Raw genomic sequence first — 19,563 nt, 5'->3', positions numbered from 1 at the left:
CCAGCAGAGCCTGCTTCCGTTTCTTTCCGGCAAAACAAATGTAACCAAACCAAGTAATGATACAAAAAATAAATACCCTGAAATCCAATATTGACAAGGCTTTTATTCAAATTTGGTTACCCGAATTTTTAAGAAAAAAAAGAAGCAAAAAAAAGAAACAAAGGAATGGGCTTCGCCCATCAATCTTTTTTATTAGGTTTGCAGAGGCATAGGCATCAATGCATACAATAAACCATAATTAAATCACCTTATCAACTCCACTGTCCGGCAAGATCATCACACCTCAAAGGACATAACCGTTTTTATTGATGGTATAGGGGATAAGGGTCTGACCGGTGAATGGGTTAGGTACATTCTGTCCCAGTTTGAAATTGGCCGCCGACGTTGTACTATCCAATCTGTTAAGCTTCCTTATAATAACATTTTGCAGGGAGTCCAGGCGTTTGCTTAAAGCGGTGATTTGTACATCTTTTTCTTTTAAGGCTTCCACGAGTACCGGGACGATATTCTGATAACCCATGGACAAGGATTCGCCCCTGGATAAATCGCCTTCTTTTCCGGTCACTGCTTCGGGAAGCACCTTTTTAACATCCTGGGCTATAAAACCCAATTGTCTTTCGTCGGTATTTCCACTCTTCCAGGTAAAATATACACCATTGAGTTTATTGATGATATCCATAGCAGATACAATAGGGTTGACATTTGTCTTCAGCCGTCCATCTGAGGAACTTACCCAGCCGGCCGTCGTATAAGTGCCTGTGGTGGTCCCGTTATAAACTGTCAATAATGCTGAAGGGGTGGTGGTTCCGATTCCTACCTTGCCTGCAAAATAGTTTACATCCGAAGTGCCGGATTGATAGATTCCATAGGGGTGGGTTATTTGACCCGAAATACTGCGGGAAGCCGCATTCGAGCTTTCCAGGAGCAAGCCATAATAGCTGGTGATGATACCTGTGTAGGATAGAGGATAGGCTGTTTGCGGGCTGGTGGCAAATATACCCGTAAAATTACTGGGTCGGGTTGCATTTAAATCGGCAAAATTACCCGTCATATTTAAGTCAATATTTGTGTTAATGCCACTCATCTGAAATTGATTGCTCAAGGTGCCTCCCGTCCCGTGAAGCTGAAGCCCGTTGGCGCTTTGCCATACGTTGAGCCCGGACCCCAATGTCGTATCCTGGAATCCATAGACTCTGCCTTTGACGGTTAATGAATAGGTGGGACTCAAAGTGCCGATCCCCACATTTCCGGTCGAAGGAAATGTATTTTGAGATTTTGCGGAAAGAAAAAATGAAAAGGACAGTAACGTGATAATAGTAAAGGTTTTCATGACTTTTGTTTTATGTTAAAAAATGAGGTGACGGGTTTTGGGCATGACAATATGCATTCACAATCGCGGGCGGCGAATTGAATCACTTGTAAAAGTAGCCATTCGGTTGATGACATTTCGGAACGGATAAAAAGGGCGCGTATATTTGCATCCTGATTATTTCATTCGCTCTTTGACATTTCTGGAAATGATTTATGGAATACTGCGGCATGCGGCATCTCCCTACCCATCTCTCATTAGCCGGTGGACTTCCCGTCGATGATGGCCTGCATTTCTTCGATCTTCTGGTTCAATTCTATAATATAGTTGGCTGCTGCCTGTAATTGTAGTTCCTGCCCCTTGACACTATCTTCGTAAGCTTTTATTAGCTTTCCCATCGTATCTTCTATTTTCAGAGAGTGTTCAGCCTTTTGAACATAGTTTTCGAGTTGTATCTCGTATCCCTTTAACTGCTTCGCCTGCAATTCGGAGATTTTTTTTAGTGTGTCGTTTTCTTTTTTTAAGACCAGGATTAGCACGTCTTTATTTGGAATATCCACTGCGGTATATTTTTTCGCCAAGTTACGCGTTTCCAGGACGCTATTGGACAAAGAATTACCTGCTATTCCCTACGCAGGGCTTGTGGTACGTTTAGTCCACTTGTGTGGCAGTAGTTCTTCCAGTTGATGGGCAGGACAGTCATATATTCTATCGTAGATATCGCAGAGATATTCGTATGGATTTATATCATTCAGCTTGCAGGTTTCCAGCAAAGAAAAGTATAACGCAGCCCGCTCGGCGCCATGTTCATTACCTGCGAACAAGGAGTTCTTCCGGTAAAGCGTTACCGGCCGCAATGCCCTTTCGACCCCATTGTTATCTAAGAGTATTCTGCCATCCTTCAATAATTCATATAGCATGTGCCAGTGATTACCTGCAAACGTTAAGGCAGTTCCGATCGGACTATCCGGGGGCAAGTTGTCTCTGTTTTTTTGCTCCTGTAACCAGTTTGTTATATGATCCAATATGGGGGCAAGATATTTTCTCCTTAGATCCGCCCGTTGTTCGGGGGCAAGCTGCTTTCTATCGGCAAAATCTTCGATTGTGTATATGATACGCGTTTCGTTCAGAAAATGTTCTGCCAGTACTTTGTTATTAGATAACGCTTTGATAAAATATCTTCGGATATGGACAAGGCAGGTAAGCAATGTTACCTCATCGTTATCCTTAAATGCTTTTTTATAGGCGGAAAGACCATCCGTTTGCAATTTTCCGGTAAAACCCTTCAATAATTCTATCGGCACATCTCCCCCACGGCTGGGGTTAAACTCGAAGAGTACCATTTTTTTGCCTGGCACGTTGGTGACCCAGAAGAAACCGTTGCTACAACTCCCTTTTCCTACGTCATTGACATATTTAAGGTATACTTCATCCATCTGTAAATAATTGTGGCTGTTAACGATTCTTTTCATCAGCTTTAACAGCCGCTTTAATTTTTTGTAGCAGATCTCTTCCCAGTCATTGACCGTTGATGCGGCAAAGGATATGCCCATTCTCCGGAGCTTTTGCAACTGGCGATAATACGGCATATAATAAACATACTTCTCAATATGCATTTGTGCCACCAGCCTATTGCTTACCGTCCCTCTTTCAATAATGCGGGCTGGCACAGGTTCTTTGAAGATCTGGCCTTCCTTATTGATATACTTCAGATAATGCGTTTCTGTCTTTACGATGGAGCCCGGACGATAATCAAAAATGGTAACTATCTTTTTTCCAAATGATTTCATTCCTGTTTTATCCCCTTCATAATCTACAACGGTCGTAACGACTTCTACTTTATTGATCTTTCTAATCCTTGGTCCTCGATTAACATGATGCCTTTTCGTATGCCGGTTTGTCTTTGTTCCCCCTTGTTGTGCTTCCAGTTCTTTGGTGGCTGTAACCCTGGCTCTGCTAATGGCGATCACTGCTTCGATATCATCTGAATTAAAAATAATCCCCAGGCTGGACTGTGTGCCAGATATGATATCACTGCTATAAGCGGTATATCGTTCCGATTTTTTTCCGAACAACATTCGCTTAAACTCATCAAGCTGCCAGCCCTTCTTAATACCTTCTTCTACCTTTTCCAAAAGAGCTGCCTGTTCATCTTTCAAGACGATTACCTCCTGTTGTAGATTACTCTTATCTTCTACAACCTGATCTGTATATTGCTGTAATATCCTTTTCCCCTGTTTTTCGGCTTGAAGTTGCCTGGCGATGGCTACAATGATGGCTTTCAGTTGAGCAGGTTCCTCCACCAGTAGACCGAGAGAGACGACATCTTCCATACCCTCGAAAAAGGGCTCATTAGTAAGAGAATGTGCAGTATAGCAATGAGGGCATATCACTGATGTAAATATACTAACGTGCATGTATACACTAATATATACATACACGTTTTAATCTATTTTTAACACTTGGAACTTTCTTTCAGGCCCTTTTGCCATACCTTTTCCGATACCTGATTTCAATACCCTCCAATATCAGGATTAGATCCTTTTTCTCCACGACCATCATTCGTGTCGACGAATTATAAATGGGTGTCCCAAAAGTCCCCCTGGAAAGTCGCTTGTAGTAAATAGCCAGCCCGTCACTCTCCCAAACCAACAGCTTGCATTGAGTGCGTCGCTGGTTAAAAAAAGCATACATCGAGCCTGGCTGAAAAGGATCTTCCTTCATTTCATTACAAACGATTCCGGACAGACCGTTGAATCCAAGCCGCATGTCAGTGGCACTATTCCATAGTACCAACCGGTAACCAGATAATGATAACATAATTATAAGAGTGCTTTGAGGTAGGCAGGATTCACCCGTTGATAAAAAGTAATGCCTCGGAATTCAGCAAATATCTGTCCTTGTTCTTCTGACTGTTGGACCTGGGTAAGGTCCACCTGAATAAACCCTTTGGGTGGGTCTTTGGCGATAAATTTAGTTTTGTAGCGCTTCCGCCAATTGTAAAAAGTCGCTTTCGAAACCTGGAAGGCGTTGGCAAATTCCTTTATGCTGATATTTCCAGCTTGCTCAAACTCTTCAATCGCCCTAAATATCTCATCCTCGCTGAATGATTGCTTACGTTTACCGATAGATTCGCCAATGAGAGGCTTTTTCATACATTATTATTTTCAAAGAGCAAAACTAATGTGTACTCCTTGAAAGACAAATATGTCACCAACCGAATGCTTACTTGTAAAATACTACTCGTGGATCCTTAAATAATCATTAAACCTTTTGTTGAATTTTCAATAGTCACGATAGGAGGGACGGGGAAATGCCGCTTCAATACATTGTCCAAAATATATACTAATGTAATTCCAGATCGCAAGAAATTCAAGGATCGGTCATGAAAAATGTATGAAAATAGTTGTTTGTAAATGTTTTTACATAAATAGTGTAGAGAGATGGTTGTACATCAAGCGTTATGCATTGGCGCTATACAGGGAAATATGAGCTCGCATTTGGTTTGAATTCATTCGACGGAAAAATACCAATTTCGGTTAACTTCATTCCTGACCACCTTAACATGCGTCAGTAAATACAGTTTGTTTTCCTTATCCAGGTCGCGTAGAAGATTTCGAATGGGAAGGCCTTCCCTATGGTTTTTAAGGAAAATCCCTTTTTCAATAAAAAGAAGCATAAAATTTTTAGCAGGCACTTCCTTTTCACCAGGATTCTTCATAAAGTATTCCTTTACCGCTTGATTTATTCTATCAATTTTATGTAGTTTTTTTTCAGATAATGGCGGCATATGTTACATAAGATAATTGATTTTTAGGGATTGTTGAATTTTCTTTTGGAGGGGCTTTTTTTGAGAAGATTAAAGGATTTCAGGATGCTTGGGGCGGTGGGTTAGGATGAAGGAATCGATTATCATTATAATCCCAACAATAAAATTGGGTAACATATCTATTGCTGTTAAATTAGTTATTTTCCCAAAGACATGTAAAGCAAATGTCATTACTCCAAACCAACAGTTAATGACTCCCGAAAAAATGTAAAAAAATTTTTCGGGGGTACTAATTTTAGCAAAAAAACTAGACACTCTATCAGGGATAATTAAAGTACGAAATAACCTCAAAAATAAACAGAGAACCCCTGTTGCAAAATAAATAATCTGAAGAAAGGTTATAATTATAAAGGCATCTAACGACATACCATTTTTTGAAAAGATAATTGCCAAGTAAATACCAGTCAGAAAAAGAATAATTAAAAGGGAAACTAGAAAATAGTTAAACTTATTTGGTTTCATACAAAAGGTTTAATAAACTAATTACAAGTTCCAGAATTTTGGTGAAGGACTTCTGTCGTACTCCTTGTCATGCCAATAAAATTGTGTGCCCTTATATCCTCTCCTAGATCACCAGGGTCGTTTCCCATACCCCCGATCCATGATCCTATAGTACTTGGCAAATAAATATGACCTGCGGCCAGGGTATTTATTGCAAAGGTTGTGCAATTATTACTATTAATATCATATAAATATCCCAATGAATTGCCCTGAACTACAAAATTAAGCATATTTAAAAAAAGTGCTTGGCTGACAGAAAAGGTTCCCGATATATCAAAGTGGTGTGACTCGTCATTATTTAGCACACCTTGAGACGAGCTTGTACGAGGAGTTACGTTTTTTACCGGATAAAATCCAATATTCCTTGTAATAGTTGTTGATCCGATTGTCTCCGTAAACACTAAAAAAGTATGACCCACATCAACCATAGCCTTAATTCCTGCCGAAGGGTCTTCTCCATATGTGTACCTCCAGGCTGTCCTTACCCCAGGATTAGGCTGGTCTACACAAACTTTGACCTGATAAAGCGCGGAGGCGTTATTGGTAAAACATTTAAAATACTCTTTTGCACTAGCAATGATATTGGATGGCGGAGGAATGATAACTGTTGCCCTACCACCACTTCCACCGCCATTACCCCCACTGGCCCCGAGTCCTCCATATCCTGCTGAAACCCCTGGACCGCCATAATCTGTATCTGGCAGATATTGATAGTAACACCCTCCGGACTCAGACCAAAAAACTGGATCATCATTACTACCAGAGGTATTATACCCATAAATAGTGGTACACCACCTAATGACCGCTGCCGGAGCCACCTTCGCCTGCACAGGTTTATATTTCCAGACCGACCCATCCGGATTAACCAAATCCCGGGATAATAAGTTGCCACTCCAATCTTCTACAAAGGTCACTCCCGAGAAATTCCGCTGGTCCGAACCCAGGAAGGCCTTATCGGGAAAAGTCGTTACCAACTCTGCATGGCCTGTCTTTTCTGCGTCCCAATAAATAAGCAAATGCGCCAGATTATTCAAATGGAAAAAATTATCCCCTCCCCATTCCGTTTTTACGACCAGGTCCTGCCCGTATTTCACGGGGACCAAAACCGCCTTTCCCTTCTGCCAGTCAATTATGGCAGCCTCCTCCCATATTTCCGTTTTTTCGGCTGCCTGCCTGGTATTTGCCCCGGGAACAGGCATTTTCTCCCGCACTACACTATCCATAAAGTATTGTTGCGCCTGCCTGATAAGAGGCGGGAGTAGCAGATCGGTGGACCGTACCCCGGATTTTTTACAGGCAAAAGGACCGAAAAGACATAATAAGACCATTAACAATCGAATGTTTTTCATACGTAGCGTTTAGCAGTAATAGAGTACCCGCAGACATAACGGGCTGGTAAATCATGCGAAGGAGTCAAAAAGGATAATGCAAGTATCGGTAAAAGTTCCGAAACCATCGACTGCAAAATTGCCGATTTTTCGAGGGGGGGGATAAGGGCTAAGGCAAAAAAGGTGTTTTCACGGTATGCGTGCAACAGGAGAATTTATTAATTTGTGATGCGTGTCGTAAGAAGGAATACCGAAGGGAAAACAGTGTTGATACGGCGCGAGGTTTATTACCTGCTTTGATAAATTGTAACCCATGTTACGTTCTGTTATATTGCTGATTGCCGGATGGTTTATGTTTACGACAGTTAAGGCCCAGGCGGTGAAAGCTGAAAACACTACTACCAGCCTGTTTATTACAAATGATAGTGACCTGCTGGGAGCAAACAGGGATGAGATAAGACTATGCCAGGATTTACTCAATAGTGCAAGCCAGCGCATACAAAGGAATTTCCCCGAGGCTGATTTTTCCAAACTAAGCCAGCCGGGTGCCATTGCAGTGCTGGCGACCATTGACAGCATTTTTACAGAATACCGTTTTTTATTTTATACAGATCCCAAGAATCCGCACTTTGATTTTCTGACCTTCGCTTTCAGGGATCTTTATCCGTCTGACCGCTATTTGTTGATGGAGCATAACCTTTACCGCGAAGCCTACTGGACAGCTCACAAAGGCGAGAATTGCAGGCTGATTGATTGTGATTTGTATTGTTTCATTTACCTCGGCATCGCTGAAATGAACGGTTTGCCGCTGACAATGATTGAACTGCCGGAGCATAATTTTATCCGGTGGAACTTTGAAGACGGCGGGCACATTAACTGGGAAGCGATCGAAGGCGCTTATCATCCAAGGGACAATACCTTAAGCTGCTATTACCACCTAAGCAATCTTAACAGGAGCTATTACCTGCGGCCCTGGCCGATTACCGAAGTAAAGAGCTATTATTACACCCTTCGCGGGGTTACCTATGATTATAATAAAAAATATAGTAACCCTGCTAAGGCCAAACGGGATTACGAAACGGCGATCAGGTATTCTTCCAACCGCGCAGTTACTTTTAATAACATGGTATGGTTATATGTGGTCACCCCCGAGTTTGACGCATCCTTTAATTTTCCTGTTTTACTGGCGATGACGGATAGCGCCATTAGTAAAATAAATGACCGCAATTATTACGATACCCGCGCGGGTCTGTATGCGCAGGCAGGAGATTTTAAAAAAGCGGTTGCTGCTGAAGAGCAAGGCATCAAAACCCTTTACGATCCGGATAACGTACTGAAAGATTGCGAAGAACACCTGGAATGGTTTAAGAAAAAAATGACCATCAGGGAGGGTAAGAAACAGGAGGAGAAGGTTGCAGCAGCCCCACGCGTAATTGCGCATTAAATATTTTTGTATTTTCATCTTAAACCTTTCTCACGTGAAAAAAACAATTCTATATACCCTTTGTATCCTCGTTTTTATTTGTGCGGTATACGGCACGTCCGTTTACCTGGACATAGTCCAGGCCGAGGACGCTTCAGAACTGGGATTTATGGATAACTCTTATTCAGTGAAAAATATACTGCCAATGGTATACAATGCCATTGCGATGCTGCTAGGCATCGTCTTTGGATTTTTCTATACCCGTTTCTCTGAATTACAAAGACAGAGTATTCCAATCATTAACATTGGCGCAGAATTTAAAAATCTTTTTAAAGCGACCAGTTTTTACCTGGCGCTTGCTGCTTCCCCTATCATCTTCGGAATCATCATCGGCATCAGTAAAGGCATTTCCATATCTGCGGCACTGTTGCTGGCATTTCAAAATGGCTTTTTCTGGCAGAATGTAATGCCGAAGAGCTTTGCCAATCCAAGTTCTCCCGGCACTCCGGCACCAACTACACCAAATGGGCAGTTATAATTTTCCGGTTAGGCGGATAAAAGCGGTACTGGGTATCCTGCTGCTGCTTACTTTCATTACAGTCCTTGTGTTTTTCCAGCGTGGTGATGAAAGCAGGTTATCCGGTTTTGAGCATCAGGGTATGGTTGTCCACGATAGCGTGCTCAATCGTTTCCTGCACACCTATATCAAAAAAGAGCTACCCGTCTCTGTACAGGGGCAAATGGCTGCCGTGCATTTGTATGTGATCAGTGACAGCGCCGGCAAACCGGTATTTCAGCCTTTCAACGCATGCTATGAGGCAAAAACAGATATTATTTTTATCGACCGCAGGTTGGTAGATCTTGCAAGAAAGAGTGGTTTTGCCGGTGGCGGAAGAACGCTTCTTGCATTTGTGCTATTGCATGAACTCGGTCACAGGACACTTCACCACGACCAGACATTGTCGAATGATTTTACTGCGAACATGTTACCGGGAGAAGATGGCGACATACAGGATTCAAAAGCCATGCAGCGGGAAAGGGAGGCTGATGAATGGGCGGCCAATCACTACCTGGAATTGTTACCCAAAGATGCGGCCAGCGTATTCATTAATGAGCCGGACAGTCTTCCCTTACTAAATTTAATGGAGGGCGGCCTCCTTACGGCCATTTCGCAATATGGCCCCTGGTCGCCGGTACTACAGGGCGCAAAGCATCCTTCGCTATATGCCAGGGTCCTGAATTTCTATTTTGCGCTTGCCAAAGCGCCGCTGCTCAGCCCGAAGGATGGCTCTTTCTATGCCGCGCAGGCATTGGCATTACAACAATTTCTCAATAACCTGCGCTACTACCTCGCGGCAGTCATTGTGCTGGATCCCGGTGATATGCCTTTCAGTACAGCAAAGCTTGGCAATACCTTATGGATAAGTTCGTACAGGAACTGTCTTTATCGCCTGGCGCTCCCTGCCTGTTTTACCCCGAAAGACAGTCTGAGACATTACAAGCCTGTGAAAATTTGCGCAGACCTGCCTGGTGATGGTGGCTATAAACTTTTTTCCAATAGCAGTAATTTATATTACTTCAGTAAAGTATCAAAAAAAATATACCGGTACAATGAATCAGCAGATAACTGGAGTTTATGGATGCAAACACCCGCCGAAAAAAATTATGTGTTTAACGGCTTTATATTCTCTGTACTGTATGATGGCCCCCTGGGTAAGCTTGCCTTATACAAAATGGATTTGGAACACCGGCAAACGGTTCTATTTAAAGAATATGATACAAGACAGGTGCCTTTGCTTGATCCTTTCGAGCTGTATGTGGGTAGCGATGCTTCTTATTTGACAGTGCTTGGAGAAGACCAAATATTGTCTGTTTACTCACTCTTGTCCGGGAAGCCCGAATTAAAAAAAACCTTTGAAAATATCAACGGGTACCAGTTTGACGCTGCCGGCCGCTACCTCGAATTAAACTACGACCGCGATTCCGACCGCGATGCAGCCAAAGGTTATCATACCGACCGTTTTGGAAGGCCCTATATTATTTCAAAAGAAAAGGAAGGTCTTTTACTAAAAGACGTTGCCTCCTATCTTGTTGAGCAGGACATTTACGACATGCACGCTGGTAAATATATTGTCCAGGATTTATTTACCGTTAATGATGCTTTACGAACAAATAAACATTCCGCTGCCCATGTGCTGCATGGCGGGTTCTATACTGTGCTTAACGATGAGGGTGGTATGCTGATGAATGATGACATTTTACGCAATGCCAATATGGTAGGGTCTGTTTCGCTTGACAGGGATTATACACTAACTGACATTACCTATTCGCGTTATTTACTGGTCTTCGATTTTAGCCTGTCAGCGTCTGGTGTGGATAAAAGAAAAATTGAACTGCATTCCATTGATCTGTGATTTGTATTTATTTTTTGGCTTTAGCGGCGTCGGACATCTCCTTTTGCAGGAATCGCGGTTCCTTTTTGAAGCGGGCCCAATCGTCCAGGCATTGTTTATAAATAGTAATTAATTTCTCCTTTTTATCCTCCTTCAGGTCTGAATAACCGTTTCCATCGGTAAACATGACCGACTCGAGGTACTCTATCATATTGTAACACATCGTGAACTGGCCACTTGCGACCAGGACCTCCAACAAGTCGTCCGTTTCCTGTTTTTTCGTGAACCAAAGGGTGGTACCGAAACTCGCTGCATATTCCGCGACTTCCTTGATTTCTTTACCTACGACCGTATCATAATCTCCCTTCAGCGTGTCGGGCTTTTTCATCTCCGCTTTGACTTCGGTTACAACAGCGTCAATTGACACCGAAGATTTATCGTCATTCATTTCCTCCACCTGACTTACCTTCTTCGCTTTATTTTCCTTAAATGTCGCCTGAGTCAACCCGCGGATCAGTGTGCTTATCCTCCGAAACTGGTACGTGTCATTTTCATAAATGATGTCATAGTTTAATCTCCGTACTACTTTCAGGAAGACGCTCAGCATCAGAATCCCAAGTGAGCTTACCCTGTCCTTAAAAAGCGGCACGATGGCTTTCAGAGGAATATCCTCGATCTTAAGCAATTTCAGCCGATTAAAATAAAATTCCCTATTCCCCGATTTCAGCCATTGAGTCGCTTTATCCTTCCCTTCTGCGATCCACTTGTTCGCATGCTTGTCGAGGCACAATTTTCCCAGCCAAATGCTTAAAAAAATGATCGCGAATCCAACCGATATCCCCGTCCCGAATATATTGTCGTATTTCCAAAACAGTGGCAATACGCCAAAGAATAAAGGTGGAATTATTAAAAGCCGGTTCAGGAGCCTATTCCATCGATTGGCTTTCGTCCAGAGCTCGCTCAATGTCACCCCATCCTTCCCGTTATTGGCCGGAACGGCAGCCGGCTTAAACGCCGTCATTACCGGAGATGTCACGTCGGAAATAAGCAGCAGATCAAAATACGGCTGTTGCTTCTTCCTGTACATCAGCATGCTCCCGATTCCTTGGTTGTCATATATCCCCCCATCCATCAAACCGACAGAGGCGGCGGTTTCTGCCTTTTCAACCAACTTCTCCGCTTTCGAATGCGCGAAATCCGAAGGCCAGATAATCGGCTCAAATCCAGCAGTAAAACAAGAAGACGCTGCTATTGCATCAGCAACCTTGACTTCAGCAGCCAGCTCCCATGGAACCTTAGTGTTAAAGTTTCCAAAAACCCCGCTTTTTAAGTTTCGAAACCTAAAATTATTTGCAGTGGTAAATTCAGTGCTGTTAAATATTACCGCCTCGAGATCTCCTTTCATTTCGGTGAATTCGTTCATTGTGGCACCTTTCGTAAAGTAGGTGTCGTACAATTCAGCGAATGCATTGATTAAGTTTCTCCGTTTGTGCGGACCATCCCATTGACCTGCAGGACTTAATTTCTCTACAGCCAAAGTCACGAGGTCAACCTCCGACAGGGTGTCCATCAAAAATTTGTACACGTCTTCCAGGCTTTTACCCTGTTGGTTATAGAGTGCATACACTGCACCGGTAATCGTTCCTCCTGAAACGGTGGAAATCAGTTTCACATTCTTCAGTATCCCCAGCCGATGCAGATAGGACATTGTTCCCAGATGAAAGCTCGCCGCGCGATACCCTCCGCCTGAACAACTCAGTGCAATCCTTCCCAGCGGATTATCTGGAATTTTTCCCGTGATTTTCTTTGCCGGTCTTATCGGTGTGTCAGGTGTTTGAGCGAGATCCAGTTGACTTCCGGCGAATTTCTCCATTTTTCAGATTTGTAGCAACTTAGTACTTTTTCGAATTCGCTTTTACCGTTAAAACACCCATACTGTTTAGTTAAGGCATAATTGGGTGTTTTAACGTGGGTATAGAGGGTGATAATAAGGTGACTTAAGCAGAAAAGGAAGTCTTAACGGGGAATATTGACTGAGAATAAGATAATTTGCATTAAGAAAATAAGAAGAGCGCTTCACCCGGATTCTACTGCGGAATGTAAACAGGTATTCGGAAAGGAATATTCGCCTTTAAAAACACCCTGGTCGACCTAAGACGACCATAGATGTAAAATCGACCGTGCATGGCGTGAGTCCAGACGCGGAGGATCACTGTATTTCGTGGCGCGACTGTGAGATTTAATGGAAAGTGGACCACGGGTTCGGATTGGACATCTATGGTGCCCAGTGAATCCAGGATGATTTCATAATTCAAGCTTGCATCATTCAAAACAAGATAAATAGAATCCCGTCTCCCAATGTCTTGTTCAGCGGAAGCGGAACCCGATTTTTGACCTCCTGCTTTTAACAAGGGCACCTTAACATGCCAAAGTTCGAAACTCTGGACGGCTTCCGAGAGATAGTAGACATTCTGAAACGGGTCGGTAGAGTCGGAGGGGTTTGGGGTAGGATTGGGATACTGATCATTGTTACCTTCCTGCCGGTGGTCTGGCCTGTCGGGGGGGTGAACATTGACGCTGATAGGGTCGATCTTTATCTCTACGGGTTGGGGCCGTTCTCCAGACGAAGCCTTACCCCTGTTGCTGCTGTCGGCAATTTCCTGGAGTTTTTTAAGCGTGCGGGTGACGGCTGCAAAGTACTCCTGGGTTACCGCTTTTTCACCCTGCTCGGCTTTTACCAACTCCGCAAGCAGCGAATCGGTCTTGGACGAAATAGGCAAAACCCTAGGATTCGGAAGTGTCTTAATTAATACCGGCAGGATAGTATCCAACCAGCTCCTGGTCGCCGAATCTACAGCAAATGTGGTTTTGCTGTCGGTCTTTTTGGCGAAATCGCCAAGAGCGATCCATAAGGGAATGGCGATCGCGGAAGCAGCATAAACAAGGTATTTAAGATATCTCATTTTGCAAAATTTTCGGCCTCCGTTAATTTCACAAACAGATCGAGATATTTTCTTCGAAGGTCACCATCTGCAAAATGTTTAAGCTGCTTCCTGAGGCCGAGAAGGAGCTCGCGTTTCCGTTGGTTAGCCTCATATTCAGTGAGAGCGGCACCAACAAGTGTAAGACTGGTGCTACCGATGGATTGTGCATCAACGCACGGATGACACCAGAGAAGGACAATGACGATAAGAACGAATGCAAAACCGGAGATACATATCTGTACAATATAGTCGGTCCTTTCCCTTTTAAGTATTCGCTGAAGACTCTCTGATAACGAATCGGCAGTGGAAAAGTCTAGCGTTGGGATTGTCATGGGCATGATAGCTTTTAGGACATTTACATCAAATTGATTCAAAATCAATACTAATCCTACCGTGAAACACTAAAGTCTTTAACTAAGGTTTACACATCCTTGGTCCATGCCTTGCCGCTAAATTCCTTCTCGATACATAGGTAGGTTGGCAAGTTCTGGAAGGCTCCATCCGCGGCCAACAGTTTATGTACAGGATAACCTAAATGATCGACTTTTTTATAGAATAGCACAAATTACTTTATTATCAATCATTATCCCCCCGTTAAAACACCCATTTTTGCTTAAGTCAACGACATTAGTGATTTAACCCTTTTTTTGACTTTATAATTAATGTCTCACTCATTTCAATAACTTTAAAAAGCGGTTAATTATCAAATTTAAAAAGGCTTTAGGCCTATCTAATCATTTCCGATAATTATTCGTCCGAATAGGACGTTATGAAATCCACCTTTTTTAAATTAACCTATGCTTTATTCGGCACGGGAAATATTACACCACCCGGAGAAATGGCTCAAACGATAGGTTATTTTTTCCCCTTCCTCCATAAGGTATACTTTTTCTGGATCGAATACAAGGTCCGGATGCCCACATCCAGGTAGGAGGCTATATGTTTTTTCGGCACTCTCAACACCAGTTCCGGGTAATTTTTCATTAAATGAACATACTTATTGAAAGGCGTTTGGCGTCTTAAGGCCTTAGCCCTCAATTCGCTCAAACAATAATAGTGACTGGCAATCAGTCTTCCGTTTCGTTCATAGGATATATACTGTTTGTAGGTATCTTCCAGATCACCATAGGCCATGCAGAAACATTCGACATCTTCCAAAGCCTGAATTGCCTCTTCCGCAGGCAGACGCCAGAAAAAACTGGCTATGGAAATGACAAAATCCCCTTCTTTCATAAACCAATTGGAGACCTCTTCATCACCCAGCATACTATAACTCCGAAGCAGCCCTTTTTTGATAAAAATAATCTGGTTGCAGATCTCTTTTTCGCGCAGGATAAAGGCCCCTTTTTTGTATTTTCGGAATTTAATGATCTTTCGTAAATGTTTGTTCAGGCGGGGAGATAGCGGCGCAAATTGGCTAATCAATTCGATTAGTTCTTCCATGATAAGGTTCAAGTTTAGAATGAAGAAATGCTTGCGCAGGAAGGAAGGGAGAACAAAAATAGGAGATAAATGATAATTACAAAAATTAAAACTGGGGCTGAATTTTTAAATAATTTTCTCCTTCAGGAACTGCTGAAACCCATCCCAGTAGTTTTTACTGATCGGAATTTGAGCGGCATTGCTCATTAAAACCTGGTAGGCCTCTACCTTTTGAATGTAATTCGTATTTATGATATAAGAGGCGTGCACCCGTCTGAACTGCAGGGGGAATAACAGGGCTTCCATGTCTTTCATCCGTTTGTAAATTAGCAATCTTTCATTTTTAAAATGGATGCTTACATACTCTTTTTCTCCTTTGATAAAGAGCACCGTAGTAAAATCGATCTTTATGATTTGTTTGCCGCTTTTGGCAAAGACGATGGCTTTTTGCTGTTCAGGGTTAGGCGGGAGATCTATTTGGGGAGGCATCAATATCTCTGCTTTCTGGACCGCCTGGATAAATCGTTTGAAGGATATGGGTTTCAGCAAAAAATCAATGACATGATAACTGAAACTGGTTAAGGCATGTTCAGCAAAGGCCGTGGTAAAGACGATCTTCTGATGACCCGGCAAGATATCTGCCAGTTCCAAACCCGTCAGCAGCGGCATATTAATGTCGGTGAAAATAAGATCGACAGGCTCATTTTTCAAAAAGGCCAGGGCGTCCACTGCGTCATAGAATACGCCCTTTAACAATAAGGAAGGCATTTGCCCAATATAGCCTTCCAATAAATGCAGGGCATTGGGTTCATCATCGATGACGATACAACTAATTTTCATAAACCGGTATTTGAAGAGCGGTAATAAAAATATCTCCCTCCTTCCTGGCATCCAAATGAAAGTCGGTATTATAATAAAGGGTTAATCTTTTTTCCAGGTTGGTGAGCCCGGTTTTGCTGCCCGTATTGGTTCCTATGTATAAGAAATATGCGTTCTGTGTACTGAATGACAATCGATGCTCCGTAACACTCAGGCTTATTCTGGCAAAATTATGTTTACTCCGTTTGTCAATACCATGTTTGAATATATTCTCCACCAGGGGGAGAAGCAGCAAGGGCGGGAGCAAAACTGAATCCATATTCCCCTCTATCAGAAAATCAATGGCCATTTCATGCTGCATCCGGATACTTTCCAGCTCAATATAACTTTTCAATAGATCGATCTCATTTTTTAGGGGTACCCGTTCTTTATTGCTTTCTTCAATAAAATACCGCATAATACTGGACAGCCTTTCGATCAGTTCGGATCCTTCGGGTGAAGTCTTTTGGGTGACATAATAAATATTATTCAGGGTGTTGAATAAAAAATGCGGATGGACCTGTTGTTTTAACAGATGTAATTCGGAATGGGCTTTTTCAGCATTTATTTCACGTTGTTGTTTACTCAGGGCAAAATAATTAACCGCCAGGCGATAGAGTATACTGAACAGAAAGATCCAGATAGCGGTAAAGGCACTGTAGATTAGGGAGCCGGTCGTTAATCGATTCTTTTGAACGGAAAAGGAATTGAACAGATAAATGGAACCCAGGCTGTGTAAGAATATAGTCGTTACGAGCAGCAGCAGGGCCAACAGGAAATAGGCTATTGGTTTTTTCTGATTATAATACTGCGGGATCAGCCAATGTGCGTTCCCATAGATCACCGATGCATAGAAGAGGACGGCCAGCATTCCAAAACAAAGCGCGGGGAACGGAGGATCGTATTGCAAATTGGACAGGAAGGAGAACAGCAGGACGACTAACCAGAGGATGGCGTGTAACTGCCCTATTTTAATATCCTTTTTGAAGCTGCCCTTTTTGATGGTGCCCATATGATTTTCCCCTGTTGAAAGGTAGGTCAAACCGACATAGTATTCCGGTCGATTCAACATCTTCCACTCCTTTTTCAACCTTTGGAAGGGATTGCCAAATAATGAGAAATGTTGAACGCTTTTTCGGTCTTGTTGAACAGATTATTTCTCTGTTTTATTTCTTGGTTTATTTACAAAAAAAACATGAAAAGATCATTTTTGGCAATTTGTCTGGTGATTATAACTGCCGGTCTTCAGGCCCAGGTCTCCCCGACGATACAGCTCAACGATTCGGCTTCCCTTTTTGGTCCGGGCCGTATATCTACCGGCGAATTTGAATTTAATACCAGCTTTAGCCCGGATAACAAAACCGTTTATTTTAGCAGGGCTACCGTGAATTTTGGGTATATCGCCATTTTTTCTTCTACCCTCAAAGGTTCAGTATGGACAGTTCCGGAGGCCGTTAGTTTCACAGGAGTCTACAGAGATACCGATCCTTTTGTTTCCGCCGATGGCAAACGATTGTATTTTTCTTCCGACAGGCCAGTTAAGGGGAAGCCTTTTGTCGACTTTGATTATCAATACTTTTATGTCGAGCTGGACGGGAACAAGATAGTATCTCAACCGATCCTGCTCGAACTGCCCTTGGCTGCCGGCCAAAGTCCATCCTATCCCTCTTTTGCGGAAAATGGCAATATCTATTTCCATCTAAGGGATAGCAGCGGGAGCGGGGACATTTATTATTGTGCCTTTACCAACGGAAAATATGCAGCTCCGGTTCGGTTATCCTTTAATGACGTGAAATTTAATGATTTTGATCCTATGATTGCCAAAGATGAGCGTTTCTTACTATTCTGTAGTACCGATCGAAAGGGCTATGGTTCAGAAGATATCTATGTTTCGTTTAAAAAGGGAGATACCTGGAGCGAGCCGGTAAATATGGGACCCAAGATAAATACAGCCGCTGGTGACGGCGCTCCCGGGCTTTCCCGAAATGGCGATATCTTATATTTCTGCTCCAACCACGAAACGCAGAGCAGACCCGATTACGGATCCGGTAAGATTACTACCCAGGCCATTATGGATGTATTTCATTCCACTAAAAATGGATTGCCCAGTATTTATATGATAAATATTTCGGGTTTGGCGGAACAAGGCAGTAACTATTAATCCAATACTAGTCCATTATTAATCCATGAAATCCCCCAGCTCCCTCCGATCCTTCTTCGTCGGTCTGCCCACTTTACTCTGGCGTTTACCGGTGTTGAAGCTGGAGGCCTGGTATTGGAGTTTGTCTGCGTCCTCCGGAGGCGTGATATCCTGGTAATAATTAATGGCGAGTGAATATTGGAGCCGGTGATCTAAAAGATCCGTGACCTTGATCTTCCAGCGTTTCTCCTCCGTCTTTACCTCGTATTCATCGCCTATGACGACATTACGGGATGCCTTGACACTATCCCCGTTGAGTTTGATGCGGCCTTTGTCACAGGCATCGGCTGCCTGTGCCCGGGTCTTGAACAGACGGATGGACCAAAGATATTTATCGATGCGGAGTTTTTCTTTTTCAGACATGATAGATTGGTTTTTTTACTTTTTATTCCGCTAATAATTTTTGCCGGGAGAGCCAAATTTCCTGGTATTTCTCTTTTTCTTTTTCGCCTAAGAAGGAACTGTTTATGAGATTTAGAACCTTTTGATTTTGGGCGGCGAATCGTATAAAGGTATTTTCCATTACCTTGTCAGGTATATTTAGAGATTTGCCAAGTACTAAAAAATCGGTCTTTTTAATCCTGTACTTTTTTCCATTCAGGTATAACCCCAATTCCTCTTTATCTTTTGGGTTAATAAGTGTCACATTAAGCAAATCATAAGCTGGGCTCAAGGATACCGTATCGCCTTTATACAATAACGAAAAATTTTTCAAATGCATATCATTATTGCCTGATAAATAAGAAAATAATATCAATTCAAAATAGGACAGTGCCTCTAACCCTTTATTCGTACAATAGTTGAGCACTAATTTTCCTCCCTTCTCATATGACCCTTTGTATTTGTTTTCTGTTGGGAATTCCATTAACTGACAAAAATCTTCCATGTGGATCTTTCGGCCTTTATTTCTATCGAATCGTTTGGCCAGGTATACCAAACTATCGTCTGTGGCCCGCATAAGCGAATGATCGCAAACCGGTATTTTAAAAGCCGAGGCCAGGTGCATGGTCAGATCTTCTGTTTCCGGCATGTATGGGTATTGTTCTTGTTGCGGCTTTAATATATATTCTCCCCATAATCCGACAATGGTTAATCTGTCTTTTCCAGTTGTCGCCTTTTCCAGCGTCACGGATAATTTAGGTTGGACTCCTGTTACAGCGATCCGTTGATTAATATTTTTTTCGGCAAGCTCCTGTAATAGTTTATCATCCAACTGCAGCTCCGGAACTGTCGGGTTTCCAAAAAACTTTTTGGAACATTCCGGATGATAAACAATATCAGTCTCTTTATAACAAAACCAACAAACAGGCATAGAT

At 42.7% G+C, this 19,563-nt stretch carries 19 protein-coding genes; 4 read left to right on the top strand and 15 right to left on the bottom strand.

The window, feature by feature from the left end; genetic code table 11:
* Window positions 1-283: 283 nt before the first annotated feature.
* The 8 genes from ACX0G9_RS27665 to ACX0G9_RS27630 form a co-directional block, all read right to left on the bottom strand.
* Window positions 284-1,330, bottom strand: a complete 1,047-nt coding sequence (locus ACX0G9_RS27665) for a tail fiber domain-containing protein (protein WP_459068223.1) — start codon at window positions 1,328-1,330, stop codon at window positions 284-286.
* 236 nt (window positions 1,331-1,566) lie between these two features.
* Window positions 1,567-1,869: a hypothetical protein gene (locus tag ACX0G9_RS27660; RefSeq protein ID WP_459068222.1), complete on the bottom strand. Its 303-nt coding sequence runs from the start codon at window positions 1,867-1,869 to the stop codon at window positions 1,567-1,569.
* Window positions 1,870-1,938: 69 nt separating this feature from the next.
* Window positions 1,939-3,642, bottom strand: coding sequence for an IS66 family transposase (gene tnpC / locus ACX0G9_RS27655; RefSeq protein WP_459068221.1), 1,704 nt, complete (start codon window positions 3,640-3,642; stop codon window positions 1,939-1,941).
* A 142-nt stretch (window positions 3,643-3,784) separates the two neighbouring features.
* Window positions 3,785-4,129 (bottom strand): IS66 family insertion sequence element accessory protein TnpB, encoded by a 345-nt coding sequence (gene tnpB, locus ACX0G9_RS27650; protein WP_459068220.1) that lies wholly within the window; start codon window positions 4,127-4,129, stop codon window positions 3,785-3,787.
* Between the two features lie 2 nt (window positions 4,130-4,131).
* On the bottom strand, window positions 4,132-4,464 hold the full coding sequence (tnpA, locus tag ACX0G9_RS27645; RefSeq protein WP_459068219.1) for an IS66 family insertion sequence element accessory protein TnpA: 333 nt from the start codon (window positions 4,462-4,464) through the stop codon (window positions 4,132-4,134).
* Window positions 4,465-4,820: 356 nt separating this feature from the next.
* Window positions 4,821-5,030: a hypothetical protein gene (locus tag ACX0G9_RS27640; protein ID WP_459068218.1), complete on the bottom strand. Its 210-nt coding sequence runs from the start codon at window positions 5,028-5,030 to the stop codon at window positions 4,821-4,823.
* A gap of 138 nt (window positions 5,031-5,168) precedes the next feature.
* Window positions 5,169-5,600, bottom strand: a complete 432-nt coding sequence (locus tag ACX0G9_RS27635) for a hypothetical protein (protein ID WP_459068217.1) — start codon at window positions 5,598-5,600, stop codon at window positions 5,169-5,171.
* A 17-nt stretch (window positions 5,601-5,617) separates the two neighbouring features.
* Window positions 5,618-6,988, bottom strand: coding sequence for a hypothetical protein (locus ACX0G9_RS27630; RefSeq protein WP_459068216.1), 1,371 nt, complete (start codon window positions 6,986-6,988; stop codon window positions 5,618-5,620).
* A gap of 292 nt (window positions 6,989-7,280) precedes the next feature.
* On the opposite strand from ACX0G9_RS27630, the gene ACX0G9_RS27625 reads away from it, so the two are divergent.
* From ACX0G9_RS27625 to ACX0G9_RS27615, 3 genes are read left to right on the top strand one after another with little or no spacing between them, the layout of a single operon-like run.
* Window positions 7,281-8,411, top strand: a complete 1,131-nt coding sequence (locus ACX0G9_RS27625; RefSeq protein ID WP_459068215.1) for a tetratricopeptide repeat protein — start codon at window positions 7,281-7,283, stop codon at window positions 8,409-8,411.
* A 34-nt stretch (window positions 8,412-8,445) separates the two neighbouring features.
* Window positions 8,446-8,928: a hypothetical protein gene (locus ACX0G9_RS27620; protein ID WP_459068214.1), complete on the top strand. Its 483-nt coding sequence runs from the start codon at window positions 8,446-8,448 to the stop codon at window positions 8,926-8,928.
* Window positions 8,915-10,804, top strand: a complete 1,890-nt coding sequence (locus tag ACX0G9_RS27615) for an ImmA/IrrE family metallo-endopeptidase (protein WP_459068213.1) — start codon at window positions 8,915-8,917, stop codon at window positions 10,802-10,804. Before ACX0G9_RS27620 ends, ACX0G9_RS27615 begins: the two co-directional genes overlap by 14 nt.
* A gap of 7 nt (window positions 10,805-10,811) precedes the next feature.
* On the opposite strand, the gene ACX0G9_RS27610 is transcribed toward ACX0G9_RS27615, so the two are convergent.
* The 5 genes from ACX0G9_RS27610 to ACX0G9_RS27590 all read right to left on the bottom strand — a co-directional run bounded on the left by ACX0G9_RS27610 (window position 10,812) and on the right by ACX0G9_RS27590 (window position 17,059).
* Window positions 10,812-12,656, bottom strand: coding sequence for a patatin-like phospholipase family protein (locus ACX0G9_RS27610; RefSeq protein WP_459068212.1), 1,845 nt, complete (start codon window positions 12,654-12,656; stop codon window positions 10,812-10,814).
* Window positions 12,657-12,870: 214 nt separating this feature from the next.
* Window positions 12,871-13,746, bottom strand: a complete 876-nt coding sequence (locus ACX0G9_RS27605; RefSeq protein WP_459068211.1) for a hypothetical protein — start codon at window positions 13,744-13,746, stop codon at window positions 12,871-12,873.
* An 876-nt stretch (window positions 13,747-14,622) separates the two neighbouring features.
* Complete coding sequence (locus ACX0G9_RS27600) at window positions 14,623-15,210, bottom strand: Crp/Fnr family transcriptional regulator (RefSeq protein WP_459068210.1); 588 nt, start codon at window positions 15,208-15,210, stop codon at window positions 14,623-14,625.
* 105 nt (window positions 15,211-15,315) lie between these two features.
* Window positions 15,316-16,029 (bottom strand): LytR/AlgR family response regulator transcription factor, encoded by a 714-nt coding sequence (locus tag ACX0G9_RS27595; RefSeq protein WP_459068209.1) that lies wholly within the window; start codon window positions 16,027-16,029, stop codon window positions 15,316-15,318.
* Window positions 16,019-17,059 carry a sensor histidine kinase gene (locus ACX0G9_RS27590; RefSeq protein WP_459068208.1) on the bottom strand — a complete coding sequence of 347 codons (1,041 nt, stop codon included), beginning with the start codon at window positions 17,057-17,059 and terminating at the stop codon, window positions 16,019-16,021. The genes ACX0G9_RS27595 and ACX0G9_RS27590 overlap by 11 nt, the downstream gene beginning before the upstream one ends.
* 183 nt (window positions 17,060-17,242) lie before the next feature.
* On the opposite strand from ACX0G9_RS27590, the gene ACX0G9_RS27585 reads away from it, so the two are divergent.
* Window positions 17,243-18,208 (top strand): hypothetical protein, encoded by a 966-nt coding sequence (locus ACX0G9_RS27585; RefSeq protein ID WP_459068207.1) that lies wholly within the window; start codon window positions 17,243-17,245, stop codon window positions 18,206-18,208.
* Window positions 18,209-18,226: 18 nt separating this feature from the next.
* Here the strand turns inward: ACX0G9_RS27585 and ACX0G9_RS27580 are convergent, their stop codons facing one another.
* A complete protein-coding gene (locus ACX0G9_RS27580; RefSeq protein WP_459068206.1) occupies window positions 18,227-18,610 on the bottom strand; it encodes an RNA-binding S4 domain-containing protein in 384 nt (127 codons plus the stop codon).
* A 22-nt stretch (window positions 18,611-18,632) separates the two neighbouring features.
* The gene (locus ACX0G9_RS27575; protein ID WP_459068205.1) at window positions 18,633-19,559 is read right to left on the bottom strand and encodes a HipA domain-containing protein; all 927 of its coding nucleotides are present in this window, start codon (window positions 19,557-19,559) and stop codon (window positions 18,633-18,635) included.
* Window positions 19,560-19,563: the final 4 nt, after the last annotated feature.

It is taken from the genome of Flavitalea flava, from assembly GCF_054461575.1.
The sequence above is the reverse complement of the archived record's forward strand: the minus strand, read 5'-3'. Positions and strand labels throughout refer to the sequence as shown.

What these genes read in the sequence shown, in the direction of transcription:
- ACX0G9_RS27665 (WP_459068223.1), bottom strand. Translation starts at nt 1,330, where the DNA reads ATGAAAACCTTTACTATTATCACGTTACTGTCCTTTTCATTTTTTCTT.
- tnpC (WP_459068221.1), bottom strand. Translation starts at nt 3,642, where the DNA reads ATGGAAGATGTCGTCTCTCTCGGTCTACTGGTGGAGGAACCTGCTCAA.
- tnpB (WP_459068220.1), bottom strand. Translation starts at nt 4,129, where the DNA reads ATGTTATCATTATCTGGTTACCGGTTGGTACTATGGAATAGTGCCACT.
- tnpA (WP_459068219.1), bottom strand. Translation starts at nt 4,464, where the DNA reads ATGAAAAAGCCTCTCATTGGCGAATCTATCGGTAAACGTAAGCAATCA.
- ACX0G9_RS27640 (WP_459068218.1), bottom strand. Translation starts at nt 5,030, where the DNA reads ATGAAGAATCCTGGTGAAAAGGAAGTGCCTGCTAAAAATTTTATGCTT.
- ACX0G9_RS27635 (WP_459068217.1), bottom strand. Translation starts at nt 5,600, where the DNA reads ATGAAACCAAATAAGTTTAACTATTTTCTAGTTTCCCTTTTAATTATT.
- ACX0G9_RS27630 (WP_459068216.1), bottom strand. Translation starts at nt 6,988, where the DNA reads ATGAAAAACATTCGATTGTTAATGGTCTTATTATGTCTTTTCGGTCCT.
- ACX0G9_RS27625 (WP_459068215.1), top strand. Translation starts at nt 7,281, where the DNA reads ATGTTACGTTCTGTTATATTGCTGATTGCCGGATGGTTTATGTTTACG.
- ACX0G9_RS27615 (WP_459068213.1), top strand. Translation starts at nt 8,915, where the DNA reads ATGGGCAGTTATAATTTTCCGGTTAGGCGGATAAAAGCGGTACTGGGT.
- ACX0G9_RS27610 (WP_459068212.1), bottom strand. Translation starts at nt 12,656, where the DNA reads ATGGAGAAATTCGCCGGAAGTCAACTGGATCTCGCTCAAACACCTGAC.
- ACX0G9_RS27605 (WP_459068211.1), bottom strand. Translation starts at nt 13,746, where the DNA reads ATGAGATATCTTAAATACCTTGTTTATGCTGCTTCCGCGATCGCCATT.
- ACX0G9_RS27600 (WP_459068210.1), bottom strand. Translation starts at nt 15,210, where the DNA reads ATGGAAGAACTAATCGAATTGATTAGCCAATTTGCGCCGCTATCTCCC.
- ACX0G9_RS27595 (WP_459068209.1), bottom strand. Translation starts at nt 16,029, where the DNA reads ATGAAAATTAGTTGTATCGTCATCGATGATGAACCCAATGCCCTGCAT.
- ACX0G9_RS27590 (WP_459068208.1), bottom strand. Translation starts at nt 17,059, where the DNA reads ATGGGCACCATCAAAAAGGGCAGCTTCAAAAAGGATATTAAAATAGGG.
- ACX0G9_RS27585 (WP_459068207.1), top strand. Translation starts at nt 17,243, where the DNA reads ATGAAAAGATCATTTTTGGCAATTTGTCTGGTGATTATAACTGCCGGT.
- ACX0G9_RS27580 (WP_459068206.1), bottom strand. Translation starts at nt 18,610, where the DNA reads ATGTCTGAAAAAGAAAAACTCCGCATCGATAAATATCTTTGGTCCATC.
- ACX0G9_RS27575 (WP_459068205.1), bottom strand. Translation starts at nt 19,559, where the DNA reads ATGCCTGTTTGTTGGTTTTGTTATAAAGAGACTGATATTGTTTATCAT.